The organism is Oxobacter pfennigii, assembly GCF_001317355.1.
GTDB lineage: Bacteria > Bacillota > Clostridia > Clostridiales > Oxobacteraceae > Oxobacter > Oxobacter pfennigii.
Window position 1 is genome coordinate 1 of the sequence record NZ_LKET01000067.1, and the last position, 23,580, is coordinate 23,580.

20 protein-coding genes are annotated in these 23,580 nt (G+C 40.7%); 6 read left to right on the forward strand and 14 right to left on the reverse strand.

The window, feature by feature from the left end; genetic code table 11:
• On the reverse strand, positions 1 to 172 hold a 172-nt coding region (locus OXPF_RS19170; RefSeq protein ID WP_152967662.1), incomplete at its 3' end, for a transposase.
• Positions 173 to 831: 659 nt separating this feature from the next.
• A complete protein-coding gene (locus OXPF_RS19175) occupies positions 832 to 1,377 on the reverse strand; it encodes an LptM family lipoprotein (protein ID WP_242854462.1) in 546 nt (181 codons plus the stop codon).
• Positions 1,378 to 2,118: 741 nt separating this feature from the next.
• Here OXPF_RS19175 and OXPF_RS19180 point away from each other — a divergent pair.
• Complete coding sequence (locus tag OXPF_RS19180; protein WP_054876830.1) at positions 2,119 to 2,406, forward strand: Dabb family protein; 288 nt, start codon at positions 2,119 to 2,121, stop codon at positions 2,404 to 2,406.
• Positions 2,407 to 2,413: 7 nt separating this feature from the next.
• Here OXPF_RS19180 and OXPF_RS19185 read toward each other — a convergent pair whose 3' ends face one another.
• A complete protein-coding gene (locus OXPF_RS19185; RefSeq protein ID WP_054876831.1) occupies positions 2,414 to 3,679 on the reverse strand; it encodes an EAL domain-containing protein in 1,266 nt (421 codons plus the stop codon).
• Between the two features lie 367 nt (positions 3,680 to 4,046).
• Between OXPF_RS19185 and OXPF_RS19190 the strand changes: the two genes are divergently transcribed.
• A complete protein-coding gene (locus OXPF_RS19190) occupies positions 4,047 to 4,862 on the forward strand; it encodes a MerR family transcriptional regulator (RefSeq protein ID WP_054876832.1) in 816 nt (271 codons plus the stop codon).
• Between the two features lie 115 nt (positions 4,863 to 4,977).
• Positions 4,978 to 5,454: an SAM-dependent methyltransferase gene (locus OXPF_RS19195; protein WP_054876833.1), complete on the forward strand. Its 477-nt coding sequence runs from the start codon at positions 4,978 to 4,980 to the stop codon at positions 5,452 to 5,454.
• Positions 5,455 to 5,568: 114 nt separating this feature from the next.
• On the opposite strand, the gene OXPF_RS19200 is transcribed toward OXPF_RS19195, so the two are convergent.
• From OXPF_RS19200 to OXPF_RS19215, 4 genes are all read right to left on the reverse strand, one after another.
• Positions 5,569 to 6,963, reverse strand: a complete 1,395-nt coding sequence (locus OXPF_RS19200) for an MFS transporter (RefSeq protein WP_054876834.1) — start codon at positions 6,961 to 6,963, stop codon at positions 5,569 to 5,571.
• A gap of 248 nt (positions 6,964 to 7,211) precedes the next feature.
• Complete coding sequence (locus OXPF_RS19205) at positions 7,212 to 7,775, reverse strand: chromate transporter (protein WP_054876835.1); 564 nt, start codon at positions 7,773 to 7,775, stop codon at positions 7,212 to 7,214.
• Complete coding sequence (locus OXPF_RS19210) at positions 7,762 to 8,340, reverse strand: chromate transporter (RefSeq protein ID WP_054876836.1); 579 nt, start codon at positions 8,338 to 8,340, stop codon at positions 7,762 to 7,764. The genes OXPF_RS19205 and OXPF_RS19210 overlap by 14 nt, the downstream gene beginning before the upstream one ends.
• A gap of 30 nt (positions 8,341 to 8,370) precedes the next feature.
• Complete coding sequence (locus tag OXPF_RS19215; RefSeq protein WP_054876837.1) at positions 8,371 to 9,378, reverse strand: YeiH family protein; 1,008 nt, start codon at positions 9,376 to 9,378, stop codon at positions 8,371 to 8,373.
• A 108-nt stretch (positions 9,379 to 9,486) separates the two neighbouring features.
• Here OXPF_RS19215 and OXPF_RS19220 point away from each other — a divergent pair, with 108 nt between their 5' ends.
• Positions 9,487 to 10,365 carry a LysR family transcriptional regulator gene (locus tag OXPF_RS19220; RefSeq protein ID WP_054876838.1) on the forward strand — a complete coding sequence of 293 codons (879 nt, stop codon included), beginning with the start codon at positions 9,487 to 9,489 and terminating at the stop codon, positions 10,363 to 10,365.
• Between the two features lie 406 nt (positions 10,366 to 10,771).
• On the opposite strand, the gene OXPF_RS19225 is transcribed toward OXPF_RS19220, so the two are convergent.
• The 6 genes from OXPF_RS19225 to OXPF_RS19250 form a co-directional block, all read right to left on the reverse strand.
• Entirely contained in the window at positions 10,772 to 12,166 is a 1,395-nt protein-coding gene (locus OXPF_RS19225) for an MFS transporter (RefSeq protein WP_054876839.1), read from the reverse strand.
• 344 nt (positions 12,167 to 12,510) lie between these two features.
• Positions 12,511 to 13,899 carry an MFS transporter gene (locus tag OXPF_RS19230; RefSeq protein WP_054876840.1) on the reverse strand — a complete coding sequence of 463 codons (1,389 nt, stop codon included), beginning with the start codon at positions 13,897 to 13,899 and terminating at the stop codon, positions 12,511 to 12,513.
• Between the two features lie 543 nt (positions 13,900 to 14,442).
• Positions 14,443 to 15,825: an MFS transporter gene (locus tag OXPF_RS19235; RefSeq protein ID WP_054876841.1), complete on the reverse strand. Its 1,383-nt coding sequence runs from the start codon at positions 15,823 to 15,825 to the stop codon at positions 14,443 to 14,445.
• A gap of 188 nt (positions 15,826 to 16,013) precedes the next feature.
• Positions 16,014 to 17,399, reverse strand: a complete 1,386-nt coding sequence (locus tag OXPF_RS19240; protein WP_054876842.1) for an MFS transporter — start codon at positions 17,397 to 17,399, stop codon at positions 16,014 to 16,016.
• Between the two features lie 420 nt (positions 17,400 to 17,819).
• Positions 17,820 to 19,211 carry an MFS transporter gene (locus tag OXPF_RS19245; RefSeq protein WP_054876843.1) on the reverse strand — a complete coding sequence of 464 codons (1,392 nt, stop codon included), beginning with the start codon at positions 19,209 to 19,211 and terminating at the stop codon, positions 17,820 to 17,822.
• A gap of 575 nt (positions 19,212 to 19,786) precedes the next feature.
• Positions 19,787 to 20,296, reverse strand: a complete 510-nt coding sequence (locus OXPF_RS19250; RefSeq protein ID WP_054876844.1) for a hypothetical protein — start codon at positions 20,294 to 20,296, stop codon at positions 19,787 to 19,789.
• Positions 20,297 to 20,522: 226 nt separating this feature from the next.
• Here OXPF_RS19250 and OXPF_RS19255 point away from each other — a divergent pair, with 226 nt between their 5' ends.
• Positions 20,523 to 21,080 carry a hypothetical protein gene (locus OXPF_RS19255; RefSeq protein ID WP_054876845.1) on the forward strand — a complete coding sequence of 186 codons (558 nt, stop codon included), beginning with the start codon at positions 20,523 to 20,525 and terminating at the stop codon, positions 21,078 to 21,080.
• 93 nt (positions 21,081 to 21,173) lie between these two features.
• Here OXPF_RS19255 and OXPF_RS19260 read toward each other — a convergent pair whose 3' ends face one another.
• Entirely contained in the window at positions 21,174 to 22,472 is a 1,299-nt protein-coding gene (locus tag OXPF_RS19260; protein WP_054876846.1) for a glutamate-5-semialdehyde dehydrogenase, read from the reverse strand.
• A 161-nt stretch (positions 22,473 to 22,633) separates the two neighbouring features.
• Here OXPF_RS19260 and OXPF_RS19265 point away from each other — a divergent pair, with 161 nt between their 5' ends.
• A complete protein-coding gene (locus OXPF_RS19265; RefSeq protein ID WP_054876847.1) occupies positions 22,634 to 23,353 on the forward strand; it encodes a DUF169 domain-containing protein in 720 nt (239 codons plus the stop codon).
• Positions 23,354 to 23,580: the final 227 nt, after the last annotated feature.

A 23,580-nucleotide genomic window follows, 5' to 3' on the forward strand; every position in this document is an offset into this window, starting at 1 on the left:
CTTCTTTTAATTCATGGTTTGTTGAGCATTCTTCACGATAAGCTTTTATCCATATTGAAATACCTGATTTAGAAACTCCATATTCCTCAGATAAGCTTTTTAAAGTACGTCCTTCTTCAAGATGAAGACGAACAATTTTGTTTTTGAATTCTTCTTCATAATACCTATTCATCGTTATCCCTCTTTCTCTAATAAATTTATTATATCTATTAGACCGAGGTGTTACAACTTCATTATACCGCTACAAAGTTAACTTGGCGTCCATTCGATACGGTGTCGACCCACGGGCAATATTAGCGATTATTTCACAAGAATCAAACTTTGGCGTGGGTGGATCAGTTGCAAGCACGAAAAACCTTATGCAAGTAGGGGGCGGAAGCTATCCCACAGTGTTAAGTGCTTTGGAAGCTGGCGCAGCGCATTTCATGAATTGGAAACAATCAAAAGGAACGTATCCACAGGCACTCAGTTATTACAATTGCGGGGTAGCTCAGAATGCCGACGGTTCCACCGCTGTCAGTTGCTCAGGTAATACGATTAGCCCATATGCGGCAGGGGCATTATTCCTGGCATTCAATGGGTTTTCCGGTTCGCTAGCCAATGGATATATAGGCTACCACCCGACGCTCAGCACACACTCGTACGCAACGGTAATGCACACCGCCACTCAAAATCCATCCTGCTATAGCCCAGGATACCTTTGTGAAAATCGAAGTTTCCGTTACGGTGGAGGTTGTATGCAGATAAGCCAAATGAGTTTATAAAAGAGTTGTTAAACAAGTCAATAAAATCGAGTAGAATAGGGCGGCAAGCCCCCTCCTACTCGATTTCCTATCTTTTCGGAGTGTCCGGTGTAAACGGTTCCGGTCCCCAATGATTGTCTTTGGGCCAAAAATATCCTGCATTTCCAGCAAACGTTTCAGGTGTTACTAGCCAATAATCAGACATACTATCTTCATCCGCCTCAAATTTAATTCCATCGTTGTCCAATAAAAGTCCAAGTTCTTTAGTATTTAAGTCCATGTAAATTAGTAAAATCTTTGTATATCTTTTACGATCTTCAAGGGATAGACTATTAAACCCTTCAATTGTAATATGAACAGGGGCTTTTACAAATTGCTGCAGTTCCGGTAGGCTGCCAGCTGTATTAGCCCCACCCCCATACTTATTCCAATTTACCGCGTAAATTTCTTCCAATTCTTCCAAACTGGTAAAAGGTATGTTTTCATTTGATACTTGGTTATCAGATTCTACTGACTGTTGTGGCTGTTGGTTAGCAGAATCCTGTGCTTCTTTAGATAAATTAGCATTTGCAGAACAACCGGCGAGCAAGAAAACAATAACAATAGCAGCTACAAAACTTGTCCATTTCTTCATAATGTTCACTCCTAAGTAATATTTTTAAAACTCTGGAAACAAAAGCTTTATGTATTTAATTATGAATGGAAATATCGGCAAATTCAATATCCTTTTTCTGGGAATCATTCTGATAAAAATCTGCTCTAAAAAGGCCGAAAGGTCTTACTTCTTTGAACTTAAGGTCAGTGAGAAGCCCCTATTAATGAGCAAGTTCGAAATGCGTTTTGCTTCTTTGAATTTTGGTTAAGAGTATCAAGAGATATAGGGCACACTGTTTTCTTGATAAGCATCCAACCCAGCACAACTTTTAAAATGAAAAATGTTCAAAATTTTTTAAAAATCAACCAAGGATTAGACACATTTCATGGATAATATGAAGTTAGTAAATAATAGTAGCAGGCGTTGAAATGAAAAAAGTCAGAATTTTAATTGCAACTGGCATAATTGCCGCATTTGTTGTTCCTTTCTCAGTTTTTGCAGCAATATCCGATTTAACTGCCGCCAATCCGTAAGAAGATTTTTCGGTATCGATTTTTCAAAGCTCACGGAGCAGCAAATTACAGAAAAACATAAAAGAATTGCAGAAGGAAATGATAAACAGACTGGTATCTTACGGTATTATGCGGTATTATGACAAAAGAGCAGGGTGATGCAGAAGAGGGTATTTTTCCTCCCGGTCTTTCATATCCGTTTCTGTTGTATCTACAAAATGTAAATCAATATTGTTCTTAAAAATATATAAAAAGGAGGCTATTTAAGATGATTACTAACACTCTTATGCTAAAGCTAAAAGAAAGAAACAGCGACAACATAAAAAAAGCCCAGGAAGTGCTTCTTGGCATGAAGGGAAAAATCCCCGAGCTATTGGATGTCGAGGCTAAAATCAATATAAGGAGCACTGCCATGTCCTATGATATTCTGCTAATTACAAAATTTAATTCCATGGCGGATTTTGAAAGTTACATATCCCATCCTGTACATGTTGAGGTTTCAAAATATGTAGGTGAAGTGTTGGAAACAGGAGCCGCCGTCTGCTACGAATCTTAAAATGCTTTTATTTGGCGGAATCCGTTCTTATATTGAAGTCCATGCACAGTATGTATTTTTTATTTTCTATGTTTTTAAAGGGCTTTGAGAAGGTTACACATAGGCTTCCTGTTGCCAGCGATATGTACGGTTCCGTCAAATACTTGCCCAGGCCGGCATCATGAAGATAGTAATAATATTTTTTCATGGAATGATCCGTTCCGATTTCTGCCGGCTGAAAGAACATATTTGTATCTTCACCATAGTATGAGCATATGGTTTCACTGACCTGTATGCCCTTTTCATCCAGGACATACAGGCATTCCACATTTTCATTTTCCTTCAGCCTTTCAATTAGCTTTCTATGAAATTCTGCCATGGGTGTTGATTTTAGCCTTTTTATGGTATTATTTATTGCCGATAAAATCCTCTTTTCGTCCTGCCTGTCCTTTTTTATGGCTTTATCCATATGAACCTTAAAATTATCTGCCAAATCTTCTATCCTGTCATGGATAAACGCCGGCAGCTCGTTGTTTATGCTTATCGGTTTTGAAAAATAATAGCCCTGTATCATATTTCCGCCCAATTCCATCACTTCAATAGCCTCTTCTTCCGTCTCCACCCCTTCTGCAATTACAAGGGCTCCTATTTTATTGGACAGGGTGTTTAGAGACCTGAATATCTCCTGTTTGTAATAATTATCATAAATGCTTCGGATTAAGGATATATCTATTTTTATAATATCGGGCCTGGCAACAGGTATCCTGTCCAGGTTTGAAAATCCTGCTCCCACATCGTCCAAGGCGATTAAAAAACCGAGTTTTCTGTAAGTATCTATGAATCTCTTCAAGGCATTGGTGTCTTTTACTTTGGATTCGTTTATTTCAATTACTATGCTCCCCGGATTGATACTCTGCCTTTTAACCTGGTTTATCAAATATTCAGACCCAACCACCTTTTCTAAAATTGAAGCGTCGATGTTTAAAAACAAAAGCATGTCTTTGTTTTTATCATAAATATCCTTGAAGGCTTCCAAAACCTTTTCCCTACAAACCCTGTCAAGCTCAATGATCAAGTTAATCTCTGCCGCGGCATAAAAGAGCATTTCTGGCTCTATAATTTCATTATTCTTTATGTTGATTCCACGAATCAATCCTTCCAATCCGCAGATTCTCTTTTGATTTATGGATACTATGGGCTGGAATTGCACCTTTAATTTCTTTTGGTTTATTATATCTATTATATTGAAGGCTTCCTGATTATTCTTGATATAACTGTCGTATACAACCTGCATCAATAAACCCCCCGCCTAAAAATAAAAGCCTTCAGAAAAGCAAAAACCGTTTGTCTGCTTTTTTCTAAAGGCTCCATTGCCAATAACTTTTACTTCCTTATGCATTTTTATGAATAATTATTATAATTCTACTAATTAAAAATCAAAATATCAATGTTTTTCTGCAGGTTTTTTTAACAACTGACATACTGACCTATTAATGCCGCAGATCAAATATGCTGAATTGTTCCTGGCATACAGTTTTAATAAAGGTATATCCCAGTCTTTTTTTACCTTTCCCGGAAAGACAGGCAACAGACAAGGAATGTATTTTATTTGCAGTTTCATTCTGCTCACGATATAATTACTGATTATAGAGGTGATGCGTATGTTCAAAATAGGCGAGTTCTCCAAATTAACGCAAGTATCAATCCGAATGCTAAGATACTATGATGAAACAGGATTGCTGAAACCTGCCGCAATAGATAAGTTTACAAATTACAGGCTATACTCTGTAGAGCAAATTCCTGTTTTGAATAAAATAATATTCCTGCGGGATTTAGGGTTTAACATTTCTGAAATTGCGCTTGCCCTTAATCATTGGAATGACGAATTTATAACTGATCAGCTTGATAATAAGCGCCTGGAAATTGAGAGCACAATTAAAGCCGAACAGTATAAACTATCTAAAATTGAGCTGGCCAAAAGAGATATTCTGCAGGAAAGGATAACGCTACACTGCAATGTTTCCATTAAATCTACACCCAGTTGCCAGGTGTTTTCTTTAAGGCGAATTGTCCGTGATTATTATGCCGAGGGACAATTGTGGGAAGAGATGTCGGCTTTTGCAGGCCAAAATAATATACCCATTTCAAACAGTACCTTTACCATCTATCACGACACAGATTATAGGGAAACAGACGTTGACATTGAAATATGCGCTCCCGTGGCCCGAATAGGGAAGGATATTTGCGGTTTCACCTATCGGAATACGGAACCTGTGCCAATTATGGCATGCACTATGGTATATGGGCCCTTTGAAAACATTGGGAGCGCGTATCTTGCCTTTGCAAAATGGCTGCAAGAGCATAGTCAATATAAAATGAGCGGACAGAGCAGGCAAATTGTCCACCGCGGGCCGTGGAACGAGGAAAATCCTGATAAATACCTGACCGAAATCCAAATACCATTAGAAAAGATGTAATATAAAGCGTTTTGCAGATTTTTGCAGGACGCTTTTTTGCTGTTGACTCTCACATGATGTGAAGGTTTACACTGAACTTACAGATAAATCAAAATTTATTATGGAGGTATGCATTATGCAGAATTTTCAAGTACACCCTATCGGCAAAATCAACGTAAACGACGACGGAATGTTCATCGAACTTGAGCCAAAATATATCCCTGCACTGCAGGCATTAGACGGATTCAGCCATATAAATGTTATCTGGTGGTTCAGTGACTTTGACAGTGAGGAAATGAGAAATGTATTTGAAGCGCCCCAGCCGTATAAAAAGGCTCCGCCTTTAATGGGTATATTTGCCACAAGGTCGCCGATCCGCCCAAATCCTATCGCGTTAACTACGGCACAGGTTATTTATGCCGACTTCTCAAAAGGCATCATCCAAATTGCCTATATTGACGCTAATAACGGAACGCCTGTGCTTGACATAAAGCCGTATACGCCAAGCCTTGACAGGGTTGAAAATCCCGGCGTGCCGGAATGGTGCAGACATTGGCCCAAAAGTTTGGACCAATCTGAAAACTTTGATTGGGAAAATGAATTTAATTTTTAATATTCCGGCATAAGCAGATAAGACAAAATTCAAACTGCTGGCCGTACTATGAGTTTCGTGTATTTAAAAAGGCTGCAATTTTGTATGCAGCCTCTTTAATATGAATCTTTTATACTACACGGCCTGAATCTTTCTCCTGTCGATTTCAGCCTGGTAACCTTCAATCTTTTCTCTGGTGAGCCTGTATCCAAATGCTATGATCAATGCGCCCACCAATGCAAAGAGGCCGGGAATAAAGGTAAATACGTTTACAACGGCGTTTTTAAGCTCCATCGTGGCTGTAGCCGGGTCTGCTCCCGAGACAAAGCCTGCGGCGGCAAGGACTATGGGAATTACGGTACCCCTCGATATGATGGCAACCTTTAAGGATAAGGTCATCAAGCCCATGATAAAGGCAGAGGCATTTTTGCCTGTCTTCCATTCGCTGTATACGACAACATCGGAATACAAAGCAACGGTAACGGCTGTCAAAAGCCCTAAGAACAGTCTAACGACCGTGATAACTACAAAGAACAGCACAATATTCATGGCGACGAATTTACAGAGTATAAGGGATCCGGCCAGTCCGAACATTCCTACTATAACAGAAGTCCTGTTGGTCAATACCTTGGCTACTCTTGCGCTGAAATATGCTCCAATTAACTGCCCTACGGCGCCTATTAAAAGATACAAGGGCAACAGCGCCATGTTTTGTGCCACATAGGTGAAGTAATATGCGGCGGAGGCTGTCATTACAAAGCTGGTCATGCTTCTGAAAAAATCGCCTATCAGCAATGCGATAAGATGGGGATTTTGAAATACCATTTTAAGCATGACGCTGACCGGAACCTTTTCAACCTTAGGAGCTTCTTTTGCAACGGTGTTAACCTCCGTTGACGTCTCTTCATATCCGTCGGTTATTTTAAATACTATCCAGTAACCGCACATCATTAAAAATGCCATGAGTCCTGCAAGAAGAGTGTATCCTAATGTTTCATTTCTGGTGATGGTTCCTAAGAATATTGCTAGAGGTGAAGCGATATATGAGAAGAATATGCCTGAAAGACTGGAATAGGTAGCGCGCCTTGATGCCAAAAATCCGCGCTCTTCGGGATTGTTCGCAAGTACCGATATCAATGAGAGATTTGCAACCCAGGGTATATTCCATGCTATATGACTTAAAATAAATCCGGCGCATACGATTGCTGCGGCAACAGGTTCGGGTCCTATTCTCGTGTACTGGAATGCATAAAGGATAACGACTACAGGGGGGGCAATTAGCATCCAGGAACGGTTGCGCCCCCATTTTAACGGCTTGGTACCGCTTATAATGGCACCGTAGAAAGGCGATAAGGCGGCATCGGCAATACTTGTCACCGAGCCTATGATTGCAACCATGGGAAGTGAATATTTTGCTACGTTGGTCAAGAAGAATACAAATAATATAGTTTCAACGCTGGCCATTAATGAGAAACCAAGGTCGCCTATGCCATAAAGGTTCTTTATAGCCTTGCTTAATGGTTTTTTCATATAAAAACCTCCTCAATATTTTTTTCCTCTAAACCTACTTTCACTCCCGGCTAAAGCTGGGTGTTTTCCCTTGTATACCTTAAATTCATAAGTTAGATTTTTACCCTATCATCACCTCTTATTAATGTTAATTTTCTGTAAATTCAGTTGACCAATTCAATTATACAACCTTTGTATTAATTTTACAATTATTGTGTTTTTATATCGAGATAAAAAAAATGAGCCCAATGGGCACATTTTTATCTCTTTTATATCAGGCTGTAAATAATCCCGCCGGCAATACCTGCTCCGAGCATGACAAATGTAGGATTTATTTTGATTTTTTTTAAAGAGAAAATACAAGCCGCAATTAGAGCTACCGAAACAAAATCAATATCGCCGATGTCATGGGAAACCGCCTCCCCATTCCATAGCGTGTTCACCGTTATGGCAAAGCCTGCCGATGCAATCATTCCGACGACGGCCGGATGCAGGCTTTTAAGAACACCCTGGACATACTTCAGGTTTTTGTATTTCCTGTACAGGATTGCAAGCAGCAAAACTATAGCACAGGATGGCAGGATACAGCCAACCGTTGCAATAACCGCTCCCCAAATTCCGGCAATGCGTATGCCTACAAAGGTAGCGGAGTTTATTGCAATAGGACCGGGCGTCATTTGGGAGATGGTAATGACATTGGCGAATTCGTCCATATTCAGCCAGCCGTAGGTATCAACCACCTGATTCTGTATAAGGGGCATTGCGGCGTAACCGCCGCCAATACTTAAAAGCCCTATCTGGAAGAAAGCCCAAAACAGCTTAAGATATATCATTTGTTACGTCCTTTCCGGAGCTTTTTATGACAGAAAGGAAGCCTGCAAGCCCGCATATAAGAATAATCAATACAACATTGACATTAAATATAGCTCCTGCCGTAAATGCGGCAATCATAAGTATGACCGGCATAATCCTTTTGTCTTTGATAATGCTTCTGCCCATATCGGTTACAACATCTATAATGACCGCGCAAACCCCTGCCTGCATACCAAGCAGTACATTCTTCACCACCTGGTTTTTTATAAAGGCACTGTATCCTATGGAAATAACCGACAGCAATATCAGAGGCGGCAATACGGTGCCAAAAATAGCAACCAGAGCCCCCGGGATTCCCGAAAGATGATAGCCCAGCAAAACAGATGCGTTTACGGCAATAGCACCGGGTGAGGACTGAGCTATGGCAGTAAAATCAAGCATCTCCTTTTCGTTTATCCAGCCGAGTTTATCGACAAACCGCTTTTTCATCAGCGGTACAATAACATAACCGCCTCCGAAGGTAAAAGCGCTTAACTGGAATGTGTATATAAAAAGCTTCCAGTAAAATTTCGCATCATGCTTCAATAGTTGCCCCCCTTTTTTAAGTTAAATGAATTAAGCGCCGAATAATATGAACTGAAGCCCCAGGGAAGTCAATGACAGAACCGTCCAGCAGATTAAACCCAGCAGAATTGGAGCTGCTCCGTTTTTCACCAGTTTTACCACATTGGTGTTAAGTCCGATAGCGGCCATGGCCATTACAATTACGAATTTGCCGGCTTTGGCAAGGAAGCCGCCTATTCCCCATGGAATAGGAATAAAAGTGCTTATAATGGATGCGGCAATAAATCCGAGAACGAACCAGGGGAATATTTTCGCGATGCTGTAGCTTTTGCCCTTTTCCCCGGCAGGGGCATCCCCTATGGATTTACGCGACGTATAGACTGCAAGTGCCAGTGTGACGGGTACTATCATGAGGGTCCTTGTGAGCTTAACGATCACGGCCAGGTTGCCCGCTTCATTGCTGAAGGTATATCCGGCAGCCACTACAGAGGATGTGTCGTTTACGGCGGTGCCTGCCCAAAGGCCAAAGGCATGGTCCCCCATATTCAACACATGACCAAGGAAGGGGAACAGAAATGCCGCAATCACATTGAACAGGAAAATAGTCGATATGGAATGAGCCACCTGCTCATCGCTGGCGTTTATCACCGGGGCTGTCGCCGCAATGGCCGAGCCGCCGCAAATGGCGGTGCCTACTCCTATGAGGGTGCCCGTTTTGCCGTCAATTTTTAAAAGCCTTCCTGCGGCAAAAGCGGTCACAAAGGCAGCGGTCAGCGTAAACGCCATCAGCACCAGCGTTTGACTTCCGACTGCCAGAACATTATAAAGGTTCATCTCAAAGCCGAGAAGAATTATGGAATACTGAAGCAGCTTTTTTGAGGTATATTTCACTCCATCCTCGAATACAGGCGGTCTTTTCCAGAATGCCAATATCATTCCGAACAGGATAGCCAATACAGGACTGCCGATAACCGGGTATATCCTTCCGATAAGCCACGCAGGATAGGCAATAACTGCTGTCAGCATGACTCCCGACAATCTATTTATAATTGATTTCAATAGCATCCACCTCCCTAAAGTCAATCATACTCCTTGACGGTTTATAAGTAAAATACTATTATCTTATTATGATGATAAGATAATACTTATGAATAGGAGATTTAAGCCTTGACTTTACGCCATTTTAAAATATTTGTGGCTGTCTGTGACAATATGAATATGACCGCCGCAGCCGAAGCTCTCTTTATGTCGCAGTCCGCTGTCAGCCAGGCAATAGCTGAGCTTGAAAAGCATTATGGCATACGCCTTTTTGAACGGTTAACAAGGAAGCTTTATCTGACACAGGCCGGCGAAAAATTGCTCAGTTATGCCAGGCATATGATCCGGATGAATACGGATATTGAAAAGGATATGAAAGCTTTGCATAACAGCGGCTCAATCAGCCTTGGTACAAGCGTCACAGTTGGCTCCAGCGTACTCCCTCAGCTGGTTTCTGCTTTTAAACGGTTAAAACCGAAGGTCCTTATAAGAGTTTTCGAGGGCAATACCAAGCAAATCGAAAACCGGATACTGCACGACCAAACCGACATTGCTATAGTGGAGGGAGATATTTTTTCCCCCGATATAGTCAATATGCCCTTTATGGATGACGAGCTCGTGCTGATTTGCGGCGTCAGGCACCGTTTTTCAGCTATTCCTGTTATAGAGCCGCAGGAGCTTAAAAAGGAAGATTTCATCAGCCGTGAAAATGGAAGCGGAACCCGTAAAACCTTCGAGGATGTAATGTCAGCCAATGATCTTTCCTGGAATGAGGTCTGGACATGCAATAATGCCGACACCATAAAAATGGCCGTGGCGGAGGGACTGGGAATTTCAGTGATTTCAAAGCGTGCAGTTGCAAGCGAAGTTAAGTCCGGAATATTACTTGCTAAAGAGATCAAAGGCCTCAGGTTTGACCGCAAGTTTAAGATGGTTTTTCATAAAAATAAATACCTCACCGAGGCAATGAAGAATTTTATTACTTTGTGCGCCAAAATAAATATATAATCTTTTTTACTGTATACCTCTCTTGATGTAAAAGAGGCGCTATCTCTTGCGGGATAGTGCCTCTTTTATTCTTTTCCGTACCGGTTTTAGGGTATAGTTTAACACGTTTCCCTATGAAACCGTTTCGCGGCCTGTTTTTTGTTAAATTATTAATGCGGTTTACTCCGCCTGAGCTTTTCTCTTATCTATTTCTGCCTGGTACTCTGGGTCAATTTTTCCTTTGTCAATCTGTAGCCTCATTTCTGAGTCTTCTTCTGTTTCAATTCATACGGGCGGCAGGCGCCTGCATCAAACGTTGCTGCCTCCTGCTCTGCCCCGGCCGGCGAGTCAGAAAACAAGCAGCCGGCAAACAAAATGCTGAGCACCTTATTGTGTCAATGAAAATTGTGCCGGCTATAATATAATATTACTTAGCTTGTTTAAGAGCAGCTTCTCTTTTAATGTTTTCATTGGCGTAAAATTCAGCCTGTTCGTCCGTAAGCTTGTATGCAACTACCGCCAGAACAAGCGTAACCAGGAAGAAGGCCGCCGGAACAAGTCCGAATAACATCATAAACTTATTGGCAAATACCGAAGTAACTTCCATACCCGCAGAGTAACCGATCATAGCAAGACCGTAGCCTACTGCCGAACCCCCTGCCAGGAACCCGATTTTAATGGGCCAGTTCATAACTGTCAGCGCCATGGTTCTGTTGTCCTGACCTGTGGTGTAGTAACCATACTCACCGCAGTCAAGGAAGTAGTTAGTGGAGAAGCATCTGTAAATGGCATCACTGCCTTTAATCAGGCAGGCAAATGCCACCATAGCCCAAATATTTTTAAGCCCGATAAGCCAAATGCCGAGATAGCAGGCGATTGAAAGAGCCGAGCTGAAGATAAGGGCGCCCTTCTTGCCAAGCTTTTTGGCTATAGCCGGCGCAATAAGGCTGAATAAAAATGCTCCTATGCCCTGAATTGTTAAGAGCAGGGTCATTGCAGAGAGATTCCCTGTAACGACTTTAAAATAATAAGCCACAAGGGGGGTAAATATCTGTGTTCCTACCGTCATGGATGTAATCATTAAAAACACAACAATCATCTGTTTGTTGGTGACAATGGATTTGAACATCTGGCCTATAGTGGGAGCATTGGCAACCGCAGCACCCTCTCTGGGAAGATCGTATTTTTTCATCACCGGGAAAAGCATAAAGAAGCTTAAGCCTAAGAACAAAATACCAAATACAATAATAGTAATAGCGTAACCGTTGGCTGCTCCGAATATATTTGCGAAGAATTGAATCAGCGGAAGTGTTATTGCGCCTGATATAATGGTAACAGCAGCATTGATTTGAGCCTGGCGGGCATTTAAGCGTTTCCTTATTTCCATTGAAGGACCGCCCATCCTTTGCAAAATACCTCCCTGAGATGTTGCACGGAAATTCATTCCGAAGTGCAGAGTGCAGTAGAAGACGGATACGAAAATCAATCTTACCAATGATGAAGAAATGATCCCCGTGGTATCAACAAGCTGCAGCAATGAACCGAAAAATAACGTGAAAGTAGTTATTCTCATCCATAGAGCGTACTTACCGTGTTTCTTGCTTTGAGTTTTCTCTATAATACCGCCGGCAAAGATGGCCACGACATAATCAAGCAATTTTGTAGCAAGCATTGCCGTGCCCATAGCGGTAGCGGAAATTCCTAAATATTCGGTCATAAACATCATTCCGTACATAACCGGTATGGTGTGTACCATGGCCGAAACAGCGTTTGGAAGAGCATATGCCATTATTTCGCTTTCTTTAAGTTGATATTTTTCCATTTTGATTCTCCTCATATTTATAAGAACATAACTAATAATCTTAACTATATTCTTATTTATTTTTTGCTTACAGTATTCTGATGCTGCAATAACCCTATAGGTTATTAGCGAAGGTTTGAGCCAAGTCTCCCTGCAAAGCATATGCTGTTGCTATGAAAGCTTGCTCAGAGTATTTGTCTGCGGGGCTGAAATCAAGTCCGCTGACAAGTTTATTGAAAAAACAGCTTCCGGGCTTAATCCAGCCGAATATCCTTACTTGAAATCCATACCTGGTGTCGGCCCGGTTTCTATTTCCGGTATACTTGCTGAAATAGGCCTGTTTTTTATTAAATTATCAATGCGGTTTATGCCGCCTGCATCTTCCTCTTATCTATTTCTGACTGATATTGAGTCAGCTTTTCCTTTGTCAGCCTGTAACCTACAGCAAGGATAACTGCAGAGATAAGGGAGAATATGCCGGGTATGAATAAGAATACGTTTATAACGGCATTTTTAAGCTCCAAGCTTGCTGTAGCAGGGTCTGCTCCCGAAACGAAGCCTGCTGCTGCAAGAACTATTGGAATTACAGTACCCCTTGATATAATTGCAGTCTTTAATGAAAGGTTCATCAAGCCCATGATAAAAGGTGCCGCATTATGCCCTGTCTTCCACTCACCGTATACAGCAACGTCAGAATACAATGCAACCATTACAGCTGTTAAAAGACCTAAGAACAATCTTACAACGCATACAACTACGAAGAATAAAGTTATATTCATACCTACGAATTTGCAGACTATGAAGGATGCTGCAAGTCCGAAAAGTCCTATAATTGCTGCATTCCTTGTTGATAATGCCTTTGCGAAAGCTCCTGAGAAATATGCTCCTATTACCTGGGCAATAGCTCCTACAAGGAGGTATATGGGAAGAAGTCCCATGTTCTGTGCAACATAAGTGAAGTAATACGCTGCTGCGGAAGTCATGATAAAGCTTGCCATATATCTGAAGAAGTCTCCCAATAAAAGAACAAGAAGGGGAGGATTCTGGAAAACCATCTTCAACATGTCTTTGCCGGATACTTTCTGAGACTTTGCAGGGCCTGAAGCCTGTACTTCTTCTCCTGTCTCTTCATATCCTTCGGTTAATTTAAATACTGTCCAGTAACCTATCATCATTGAAAAGGCCATTATTGCAGCCAATAATGTATATCCCAATATTTCGTTTCCTGTAACTTTACCTAATAATATTGCAAGAGGTGAGCCTATATATGAGAAGAATACGCCCGAAAGGCTTGAGTAAGTTCCGCGTCTTCCTGCAAGCAAACCTCTTTCTTCCGGATTGTTTGCAAGGACTGTTATCAATGAAACGTTTCCAACCCATGCAATATTCCAGATTATATGACTTAAAATAAATCCGGCACATACGATGGCTGCGGCAACGGGTTCAGGCCCAATTTTTGTATACTGGAAGGCATACAATACCACAACCAGGGGAGGTGCAACCAGCATCCATGAACGGTTACGTCCCCACTTCATGGGTTTTGTACCGCTAATGATGGCGCCGTAAAAAGGTGATAAAATAGCGTCTACTATACTTGTGACTGAACCAATGATAGCAACCATTGGCAATGAGAACTTGGCTACATTAGTCATGAAAAATACGAACAATACTGTTTCAACACTGGTCATCAAAGAGAAACCCAGGTCACCAATGCCATAAAAGGTCTTGATGGCCTTACTCAAAGGTTTTTTCATAAGATACACTCTCCTTAATATTTCATTTACTGTAAATTTTGCTACCAGTCTTATTTTAAAACTTGCTGCTAGCCAGGAATTCTGCGCTTCTTATGGTGTCAATTTTAGCTAATATTACTCATGATGAAATCAAACCATGCTGTCAATAGATAACTATTGCTGCTTATGAATTGTAGATTCCCTTGAGTTGCATCATTAGTAAATGCATTTTAGCTTAAACCACACTCCTCCTTTACAACAAATTAAGGACGACATAATATAGCTTCAACTTACAAATAGTGCGTATCTTATTAAAACAGTCCTATTGTTAAGTTTATACACTTTGTAATATCTGCACAAATTATGTATTTTTATGTTTGGAATAATAGTGTTACTAATACTCTCTTTACCTTGTTCTTTCTTAATATATCTTAAAATTAATACTTTCAAAATACAAAAAATAATTAATATTTAATAAAAATATTTAAATCGCAAATTTTAAATATATAAAGTACATAAAAAAAGAAGTTCAACCTTAAATTGAACTCCCTTTTATAAAAATTATTAGGTTCTTACCTTTTTTTTGTCGATTTCAGCCTGCAGCTCCATAAGCCTTTCCCTTGTAAGTTTATATCCAAAAGCCATTATTGCACAGGATATGGCGGCAAATATGCCTGGAATAAACAAAAAAACGTTTATAACTGCATTTTTAAGCTCCAAGGTTGCTGTGGCTGGGTCTGCACCGGCGGTGAAGCCTGCAGCCGCTAAAACTATTGGGATTATTATGCCTCTTGAAATAACGGCAGACTTCAGCGAAAGGTTCATCAAGCCCATGATAAAGGGCGCCGCATTATGTCCTGTCTTCCATTCTCCGTATACCGCAACATCGGAATACAATGCGACCAATACCGCCGTTAAAAGCCCTAAGAATACCCTTGCTATACTTACCACTATAAAGAACATTGTAATATCTAAAGCTACGAATTTGCATATTATCAAGGATGCGGCAAGGCCGAATAGCCCAAAAATTGTGGCGGTCCTTGTAGTCAGTGCTTTTGATATGGCCCCGGAGAAATATGCGCCGACAAGCTGTGCAATTGAGCCAACCAGAAGATAAACCGGAAGCAGTGACATATTCTGTGCCACATAGGTGAAATAATATGCCGCAGCAGCAGTCATTATGAAGTTAACCATGTATCTGAAAAAGTCTCCTAATAAAAGTACCAGAAGGGGAGGGTTCTGAAACACCAATCTCAGCATTTCTCCGCCGGATACTTTCTGGCCGGAAGGAGCCCCTGCCTTAATCTCATCTCCGGTCTCCTCATACCCTTCCGTCAATTTAAATATGGTCCAGTAACCCACAAGCATCAAAAATGCCATGGCCCCCGCAAGAAGGGTATAGCCTAAAATTTCATTTCCCGTGGCCCTTCCTAAAAACTGTGCAAAGGGTGAACCGATGTAAGAATAAAGTATTCCTGCCACGCTGGTCCAGGCACCGCGCCTTGAGGCTAAAAGCGCACGCTCTTCCGGGTTATTGGCTAGGACAGTGATCAATGAAACATTCCCTACCCAGGGTATATTCCATGCGATATGGCTTAAAATGAAGCCAGCGCATACAATGGCTGCAGCTACAGCCTCAGGTCCGATTTTTGTATACTGGAACATATACAAAATTACGACAATGGGCGGCGATATAAGCATCCAGGAGCGGTTACGGCCCCATTTCATCGGTTTTGTTCCGCTTATTATGGCACCGTAGAAAGGGGAAAGAACGGCGTCTGTTATACTTGTTACAGAGCCTATCAGCGCAACCATCGGAAGAGAAAACCTTGCGACATTTGTAAGGAAAAATACGAATAGATAAAGTTCAACTGATGTCATCAACGAGAAACCTAAGTCACCAACACCGTAAAAGGTTCTCAAAGCATTGCTTAACGGCTTTTTCATAGATACAACCTCCTAAATTTTAATTCTTCCGTGAATATATTATTCCACTTTCTCCCCTTTTTATAGTTGTTGTCTATTTCCAGTAAATTCAACGTAAAATTTCCAGCCCTAAAAAAATTAAGAGCGCTGTTTCCTTAAGTTCACCTAAAGAAACAGCACTCTTAAAAATTCAATTTTTTAAATTTTTGTTATGCCGGCTGGCCTTTTCTGCTGTCGATTTCAGCCTGCAGTTCAGCCAGTTTTTCTCTGCTTAATTTATATCCCACGGCCATTATGACGCAGGATACGGCGGCGAATATTCCCGGGATTAATAAGAATACGTTGTTAACGGCGTTTTTAAGCTCCGGTGATGCCGTTGAAGGATCAGCCGTTGCCACGAAGCCTGAGGCTGCAAGAACTATGGGGATAATGGTTCCTCTTGATATGATAGCTGTCTTTAATGACAATGTCATCAGGCCCATTATAAATGAAATGGCATTTTTGCCTGTCTTCCACTCTCCGTATACCGCAACGTCGGAGTACATGGCAACCATTACGGAAGTCAAAATTCCTAAGAACATCCTTACCACTGTAACCACCACGAAGAACATGGTTACGTTCATGGCTACGAATTTACATACTATAAGGGATGCAGCCAGGCCGAAGAGACCGTATACTGCGGTATTCCTTGTTGATAAGGCTTTCGATATGGCGCCGGAGAAGTATGCCCCCACAAGCTGTGCAATGGAACCTATTAAAATATATACCGGCATTAAGGCCATATTTTGTGCAACATAGGTGAAATAATATGCTGCAGCGGCAGTCATTATGAAGTTAACCATGTATCTGAAGAAGTCTCCCAATAAAAGAACTAGAAGAGGAGGATTCTGGAATACCATTTTAAGCATTTCTCCTCCGGATACCTTCTGTGCGGTAGATGAGGCGGCACTTATCTGTGCTCCTGTTTCTTCGTATCCGTCGGTCATCTTAAATATTGTCCAGTAGCCGCATAGCATTAAAAGTGCCATGGAGCCGGCTAAAAGAGTGTAGCCTAAGGTTTCGTTTCCCGTAACCTTGCCGTAAAAGGCTGCAAGAGGTGATCCTACATAGGAATAAAGCATCCCTGCAACGGAAGTCCAGGTAGCACGCCTTGAGGCTAAGAGGGCGCGCTCTTCGGGATTGCTTGCAAGAACAGAAATCATTGAAACGTTTCCTACCCAGGGTATATTCCAGGCGATATGACTTAAAATAAAACCGGCACACACTATGGCTGCTGCAACGGGCTCAGGCCCTATTTTTGTATACTGGAACATATACAATATTACAACAGCGGGAGGTGCTATGAGCATCCAGGAGCGGTTGCGCCCCCATTTCATAGGTTTGGTGCCGCTTATTATGGCACCGTAGAAAGGTGACAGCACGGCATCGGCTATACTTGTTACAGAGCCTATCAAGGCAACCATGGGAAGAGAAAATTTTGCAACATTGGTCATAAAAAATACGAACAGATAAGTTTCAACGCTGGTCATTAAGGAGAAACCCATGTCTCCGACACCATAAAAGGTTCTTAAGGCTTTACTTAAGGGCTTTTTCATAAGATACGACCTCCTAAATTTTAATCTTACCGGTAATTTTTCTTGAGCAGGTGTATTTATGCAATTTTAAGCAAGTCCGGGTTAACTGTCTTAAATATGCCAGTATGCGTGTTGTCCTGATTTTCTTGGCCAAGATTGATATTTATTCCTTTATCCCCTCCTTTTTTAGTTGTTGCCTGTTACTGATGCTTCGAATTCCTGCAATACTTCTTATTGCTTGTAAGCATAACTTAATTATACCATCCAAGTAATAATATTACAAATATAGTGTTTTATATTAATACATAATTTTAAAATTTTCCTGCAAAATAATTTTTAAAATGATATAAAGCCGCTAATATGGACACATTAAAGGAGCTGCGGTTAAACTGCAGCTCCTCTATAATATATGATTTATTTCTTTTTTGCTGTTTTTTGTTATTATGCTGTCTGAGCTTTTCTCTTATCGATTTCAGCCTGGTATTCAGCAAGTTTTTCTTTAGTGAGCTTGTAACCGAAGAGCCAGATCAATCCGCAAACTATGACGAGGCACCCGGGGATTAAGAAGAATACTGTTGTTACGGCGCCTTTTAATGCATCCGTAGCCTGGGACGGGTCAACGCCTGCAACGAAGCCTGCCGATGCTAAAACGAAAGGAATTACCGTACCTCTTGATATAACGGCTGCTTTAAGTGATAAATTCATTAATCCCATTACGAAAGGACTAGCATTCTTTCCTGTTTTCCATTCGCCGTATACAGCAACGTCCGAGTACATTGCAACAACGTATGCGCCGGCAATACCGATTACCAATCTGTATACTACCACCAGTACAAAGAAGGTAACCACGTTTGATCCAAGGAACTTCATTACGATGAGAACGCATCCGGCTACCAACAAGCCCATGATCGTAGCGGTTCTTGTGGGTATAACTTTAGAAAGCCTTCCTGCTATATAAGAAGATACAACTCCGGCTAAGGAGCCGATTAAAAGGTACAATGACATAAGGGCCATATTGTTTAAAACATATGTGAAGAAATATGCCGCTGCTGCTGTCATAATGAAGTTTGACATGTATCTGAAGAAGTCTCCTAAAAGAAGTACCAACAGAGGAGGATTCTGTGCTGCGTTTTTAAACATCATTCCGAAGGATATACCGCCGCCTTTATTTGCGCCTGTCGCTGCAGCCGCTTCAGCTCCGGTTTCTTCATAGCCTTCAGTCATTTTAAATACTGTCCAGTAGCCGATCATCATGACTAAAGCCATTATTCCGGCTAATGCTGAATATCCGAATATTTCATTTCCTGTAGCAGCGCCAATGGCTTTTGCTAAAGGTGAACCTATATATGAATAAACGGCTCCTGCCAATGCTGTGTACATAGTACGCCTTGCTGCCAGGTATCCGCGTTCTTCGGGGTTATTTGCAAGAACGGGAATAAGAGCCATGTTGGCAACCCAGCCGATGTTCCATGCGATATGGCTTAGTATGAAGCCTGCGCAGACAATTGCTGCTGCAACGGGTTCAGGTCCGATTTTTGTATACATGAACATATATAATACTACAACGAAGGGAGGTCCGATAAGCATCCATGAACGGTTACGTCCCCATTTCATCGGTTTGGAACCGCTTATTATAGCTCCGTAGAAAGGTGATAAAATAGCGTCACCTGTGCTTGTGATGGCTCCTATTAAGGCAACCATTGGAAGTGAGAATTTAGCTACGTTTGTAAGGAAGAATACGAATAAGTATAACTCAACGCTGGTCATTAATGAGAAACCAAAGTCGCCTATACCATAAAAATTTCTAAGTGCACTGCTTAATGGCTTTTTCATATAATACACTCTCCTTAAAATTTATTTGTACTTAAATTTCTTGAACAGTTGCTGCGTTAATGCAATAACTGCCTGTCAGGATCATGTATTTCATATTTTGCCGACATTTAGATGTATCTTACACTATTCAAACAAAATCTTTACCGTATAATAAGCTATGATTATATGAATACATTTACAAATTATAATAATAGCAATTTTGTTAAATATTTGCCCGGCACCAGCCCGGCTGCACTCTCCTTTCCATGTTTTTTTGCCATTATAATCGCCGAAGGCCTGATAAACATGGTTTGTCCAATAAATCTTATGCATAATTTATTTAAAAGGCATAGAACAACAGCGATTATATCTAAATATAATTTTAACTGTATTTGTAGCATATCCACAAATTATGTATTATTTTGTTTGGAATAAACTGACTAGGTTATGGGCAGATAAATTCATTTATCTCACTCTATCTCTGTTTTTTGTAATTATTTTTTATAAATATGTATTTTTATTTATTTTTTAAATTAGGAATACATAAAACGATACTTTATAGCTAAAGTATCGTTTGTATTTTAACACACATCATGTTATTTAAGTTCCACAGATTGTATAAATTTCATATATTGATCCAGGCTTTTATCGTATTGTATCAGCAGGCTGTGCTTCATTTCCAGCTTTTCGATGGCTCTGTCAAGCAGGTTTATGCCTGTTATATAGTCCTTCTTTTCAATCGATTTATTGGCGGTGTTCAGTAATTTCCAGATGCTCGAATCCAGCTCTATTATTTTTTCAAAATCGGTTTGTATATTCTTCTGTATGGCGTCCATCTCCTGCTGTATATGCTCTAAGCTTAACACTCTGTTTTCGGGCATATACATCATAAGCTCATCAATCTTTTTGATCTTGTTTTCGGTAACTCTTACAAGTTTTTTATTTGCCCTCTGGAGCTCACTGATTTTCTGCATCTTGGATTTAATCTGTTCTCTATATTGAGTGCCTTTGGCATTATTAGTCAATATGGGAGCTCCATAGGCAGAGCTTGTAAAGAAACAAAGCATGGCTGTTAACGTAATTAAATAAGCTGTGCACTTTTTCATGTATTATCACCTCTTAAATAGTTTCCCAATTACCAATGGATATATGCCAGTTAATTACTTACAATACTTTAAAATTTAGCTTATTTCTGAAGATACTTTAAAAAAATTTTAATATAAATTTATGAGGTAAAATTATAAAAGCTGTAGTATAATTAAGAAGTGCGACTCTATATATTAAAGCAACCGGCCTTTAAATTAAGTCTGTTAGGAAAAGGAGTTTAATATAATGACAGCAGAAAAGGAAGTATTCATAATATTGTCCGATACCGGTACATTATTTACGAGAACCATAAAGCTTTTTACAAGGGCACCCTTTAATCATACATCAATAGCATTTGACTCAGATTTTAATGAAGTGTACAGCTTTGGAAGAAAGAATGTACACAACCCGTTTTTTGCAGGTTTGGTTAAGGAAAATTTATATCATCCTTTTTTCAGCATGGCAAAGTGCGCCATCTACCGCTGCAGGGTAAGTAAGAAGGACTACAACCGCATGTATCATTACGTAAATAAAATGATGAAGGTACAGGACCGCTACACCTACAATTTATTAGGATTGGTGGCGGTATTGCTCAAAACGGAGATAAACAGGAAGTACTCCTATTTTTGCTCCCAGTTTGTCGCCCATATATTTGAACAAAGCAGTATAAAAATAGTAGACAAACCATGCTGCTTTGTTGAGCCGGAGGATTTTGCAAAATCTCCGTATGTTGAGGAAATATTCAAGGGAATGTTAATGGACTTTTTATATGATGATTATGAAGAGCAGTTAAGCTTTCAGTAATCATCCAAGTAATAAAACAGGGGCTGTTGCATTTTAAACACTGTATTCGTATGTTCATTACGTTGTTTAAAATGCAGCAGCCCCTTTATAGGCTTATTTCAGAGGGAATTCCCTGTTTAAGTTTCTGTGCTTGAATGTCTTTTTCCTGTTGGAGTAATCATCAACTATGTGTCCGTCACCTATCACCTTATATTTATAAATAAGGAGTCCGTCCAAGCCAACAGGGCCCCTTGAATGGATTTTCCCCGTGCTTATTCCCACTTCGGCGCCGAAGCCGTACCTGAATCCGTCGGAAAACCGGGTAGAGCAGTTTAAAAATACATTTCCGGAATCAACATAATTCATAAAATACACAGCTTTTTCCTTATCCTTTGTGACAATGCCGTCGGTGTGCCCCGAGCCGTATTTATTGATATGGTCAATGGCGGTATCCATGTTATCCGTAATTTTTACGGAAAGCTTGTAATCAAGATACTCCGTCTTCCAATCCTCTTCCGTTGCCGGGGCAATATCTATAATCTTTAATGTATCGGAGCAGCCGTACATGATAACATTTTTAGCTTCCAGGGCAGTCTTCAGCTTGGGCAAAAATTCTGCTGCTATATCCTTATTGACCAGTAATGTCTCCAGTGCATTGCACACTGCAACATACTGGGTTTTTGAATCCACCGTTATTTTAACGGCCATGTCAATATCGCAGTTATCATCGATGTATAAATGGCATATGCCGTCGGCATGGCCCATTACGGGAATTCTGGAATTGTCCATTATATATTTTACAAATTCATTGGAGCCTCTTGGGATAACAAGGTCTATATATTCATCCATTTTAAGCATCTCATTTACATCATCCCTGCTCTCTAAAAGCTTTATCCAGTTTGCAGGAATACCGGCTGCAACTGCCGCCTCATTTATAATTCCTGCCAATATGCGGTTGGTCTCCATTGCTTCAGAGCCGCCTTTTAACAGGACACCGTTTCCGCTCTTTAAGCACAGGGTTGATATCTGAACCAGAGCATCGGGGCGGGATTCAAAAATAACACCTATAACACCTATGGGGCAGGTAACTTTATACAATTCCAATCCATCATCCAATTCCGTTGACAGCAGGGTTTTCCCCACCGGATCATTAAGGTTTACAAGGCTTTTTATGCCGTCGCACACATCTTCTATTTTGGCTTCGTCAAACTTAAGCCTCTTTAAAAGCGGTGCCGCCATGTTTTCTTCTTCACACCTTCTTATATCTTCCTCGTTAGCTTTTATTATATCACTGCTTCTATTTTTAAGCTCTTCTGATATTTTCAAAAGGGCCTTATTCTTTGTTTCGCCATCCATACCGGAGAGCCTTATAGCAGCTTCTTTGACCCTAACTGCAGTTTCCTTCATGCTCATATATGCTCCGCTCCTTAATTACTTATTTCAACGCTTTTCTTCTATTATATCCATATAAAAGCTCATAGTACAGACTTAATATAATTTTCATAAGCCATTCTATTTCCATATTTTGTGTCTTATAATTAAACTAAGAATATGAAGAGAAAGGCGGATAAATCATGTCTTTATCAAAGGAATTGAATCTTAGGTATAACCCCATATCGGTAATACTTGCTGATGATAAACCTGAAGGTGCCCATGACTACAATCCCGCGGAAATGGGAGGTGCCTGTGTCATCAATGCCTTAAAGCTTGTATCAGATGGCAAAAGCATTTGCTTTAACGAGGCTGCTAAGGGATGTCCTGGACGAATGAGCGGCATGGGCTTTTCAAGTGAAATTGGAATACCCGGAGGCTTTGAATATTTCCTCTCCTGCGGCAGGGGTCAGGGTTATCCTCCGGGTGAGAAGCTTAAAAAAACCCCTGAAATTGCAAAGGAATTCCACGACGGCCTTCCAAAAGACAAGGTTTCTTCGGAATACATAGTACTAAAACCTGCAGAAGCTAATGATGATGCCAAACTTGTCATTTTCCTTGCCAACCCCGACCAGCTGTCAGCCCTTGTCACATTATTCAGCTACGAATCAGGTGCAACTGACAATTGTATTGTTCCTATGTCCTCAGGCTGTGCCTCCCTTTTTAAATTACCCTTTGCAGAATTAAATAAAGACAACCCAAGGGGAGTTGTGGGCCTTGTGGATGTGACAGTCCGCTCGGTACTTGACAAGGACATTCTAACCTTTACCGTTCCCTTTGATGCTTATTTAAAAATGGAGGAAAATTCAAAAGATTGCTTTATGCAGACTCATACATGGAATAAAATAAGCACCAGGCTATAGTTGCGCCCATGCCAATTATGCATGAAAAAGTTGCTGCGCAACATACCGAAGGAACCTATATCCCTCTTCGGCGTTAAAATGCCAAGGCATTTTAACGGGCACCCCCGCTTGACGGCAAGGACGTCCCGCCCTTTGCAATTCCCGTTTTTCATATAATAGGGAAGAAAACTTTCCTATTATATGAAAAAAACGATTGACTCTTCAATCGTTTTTTTCATTCTAACATT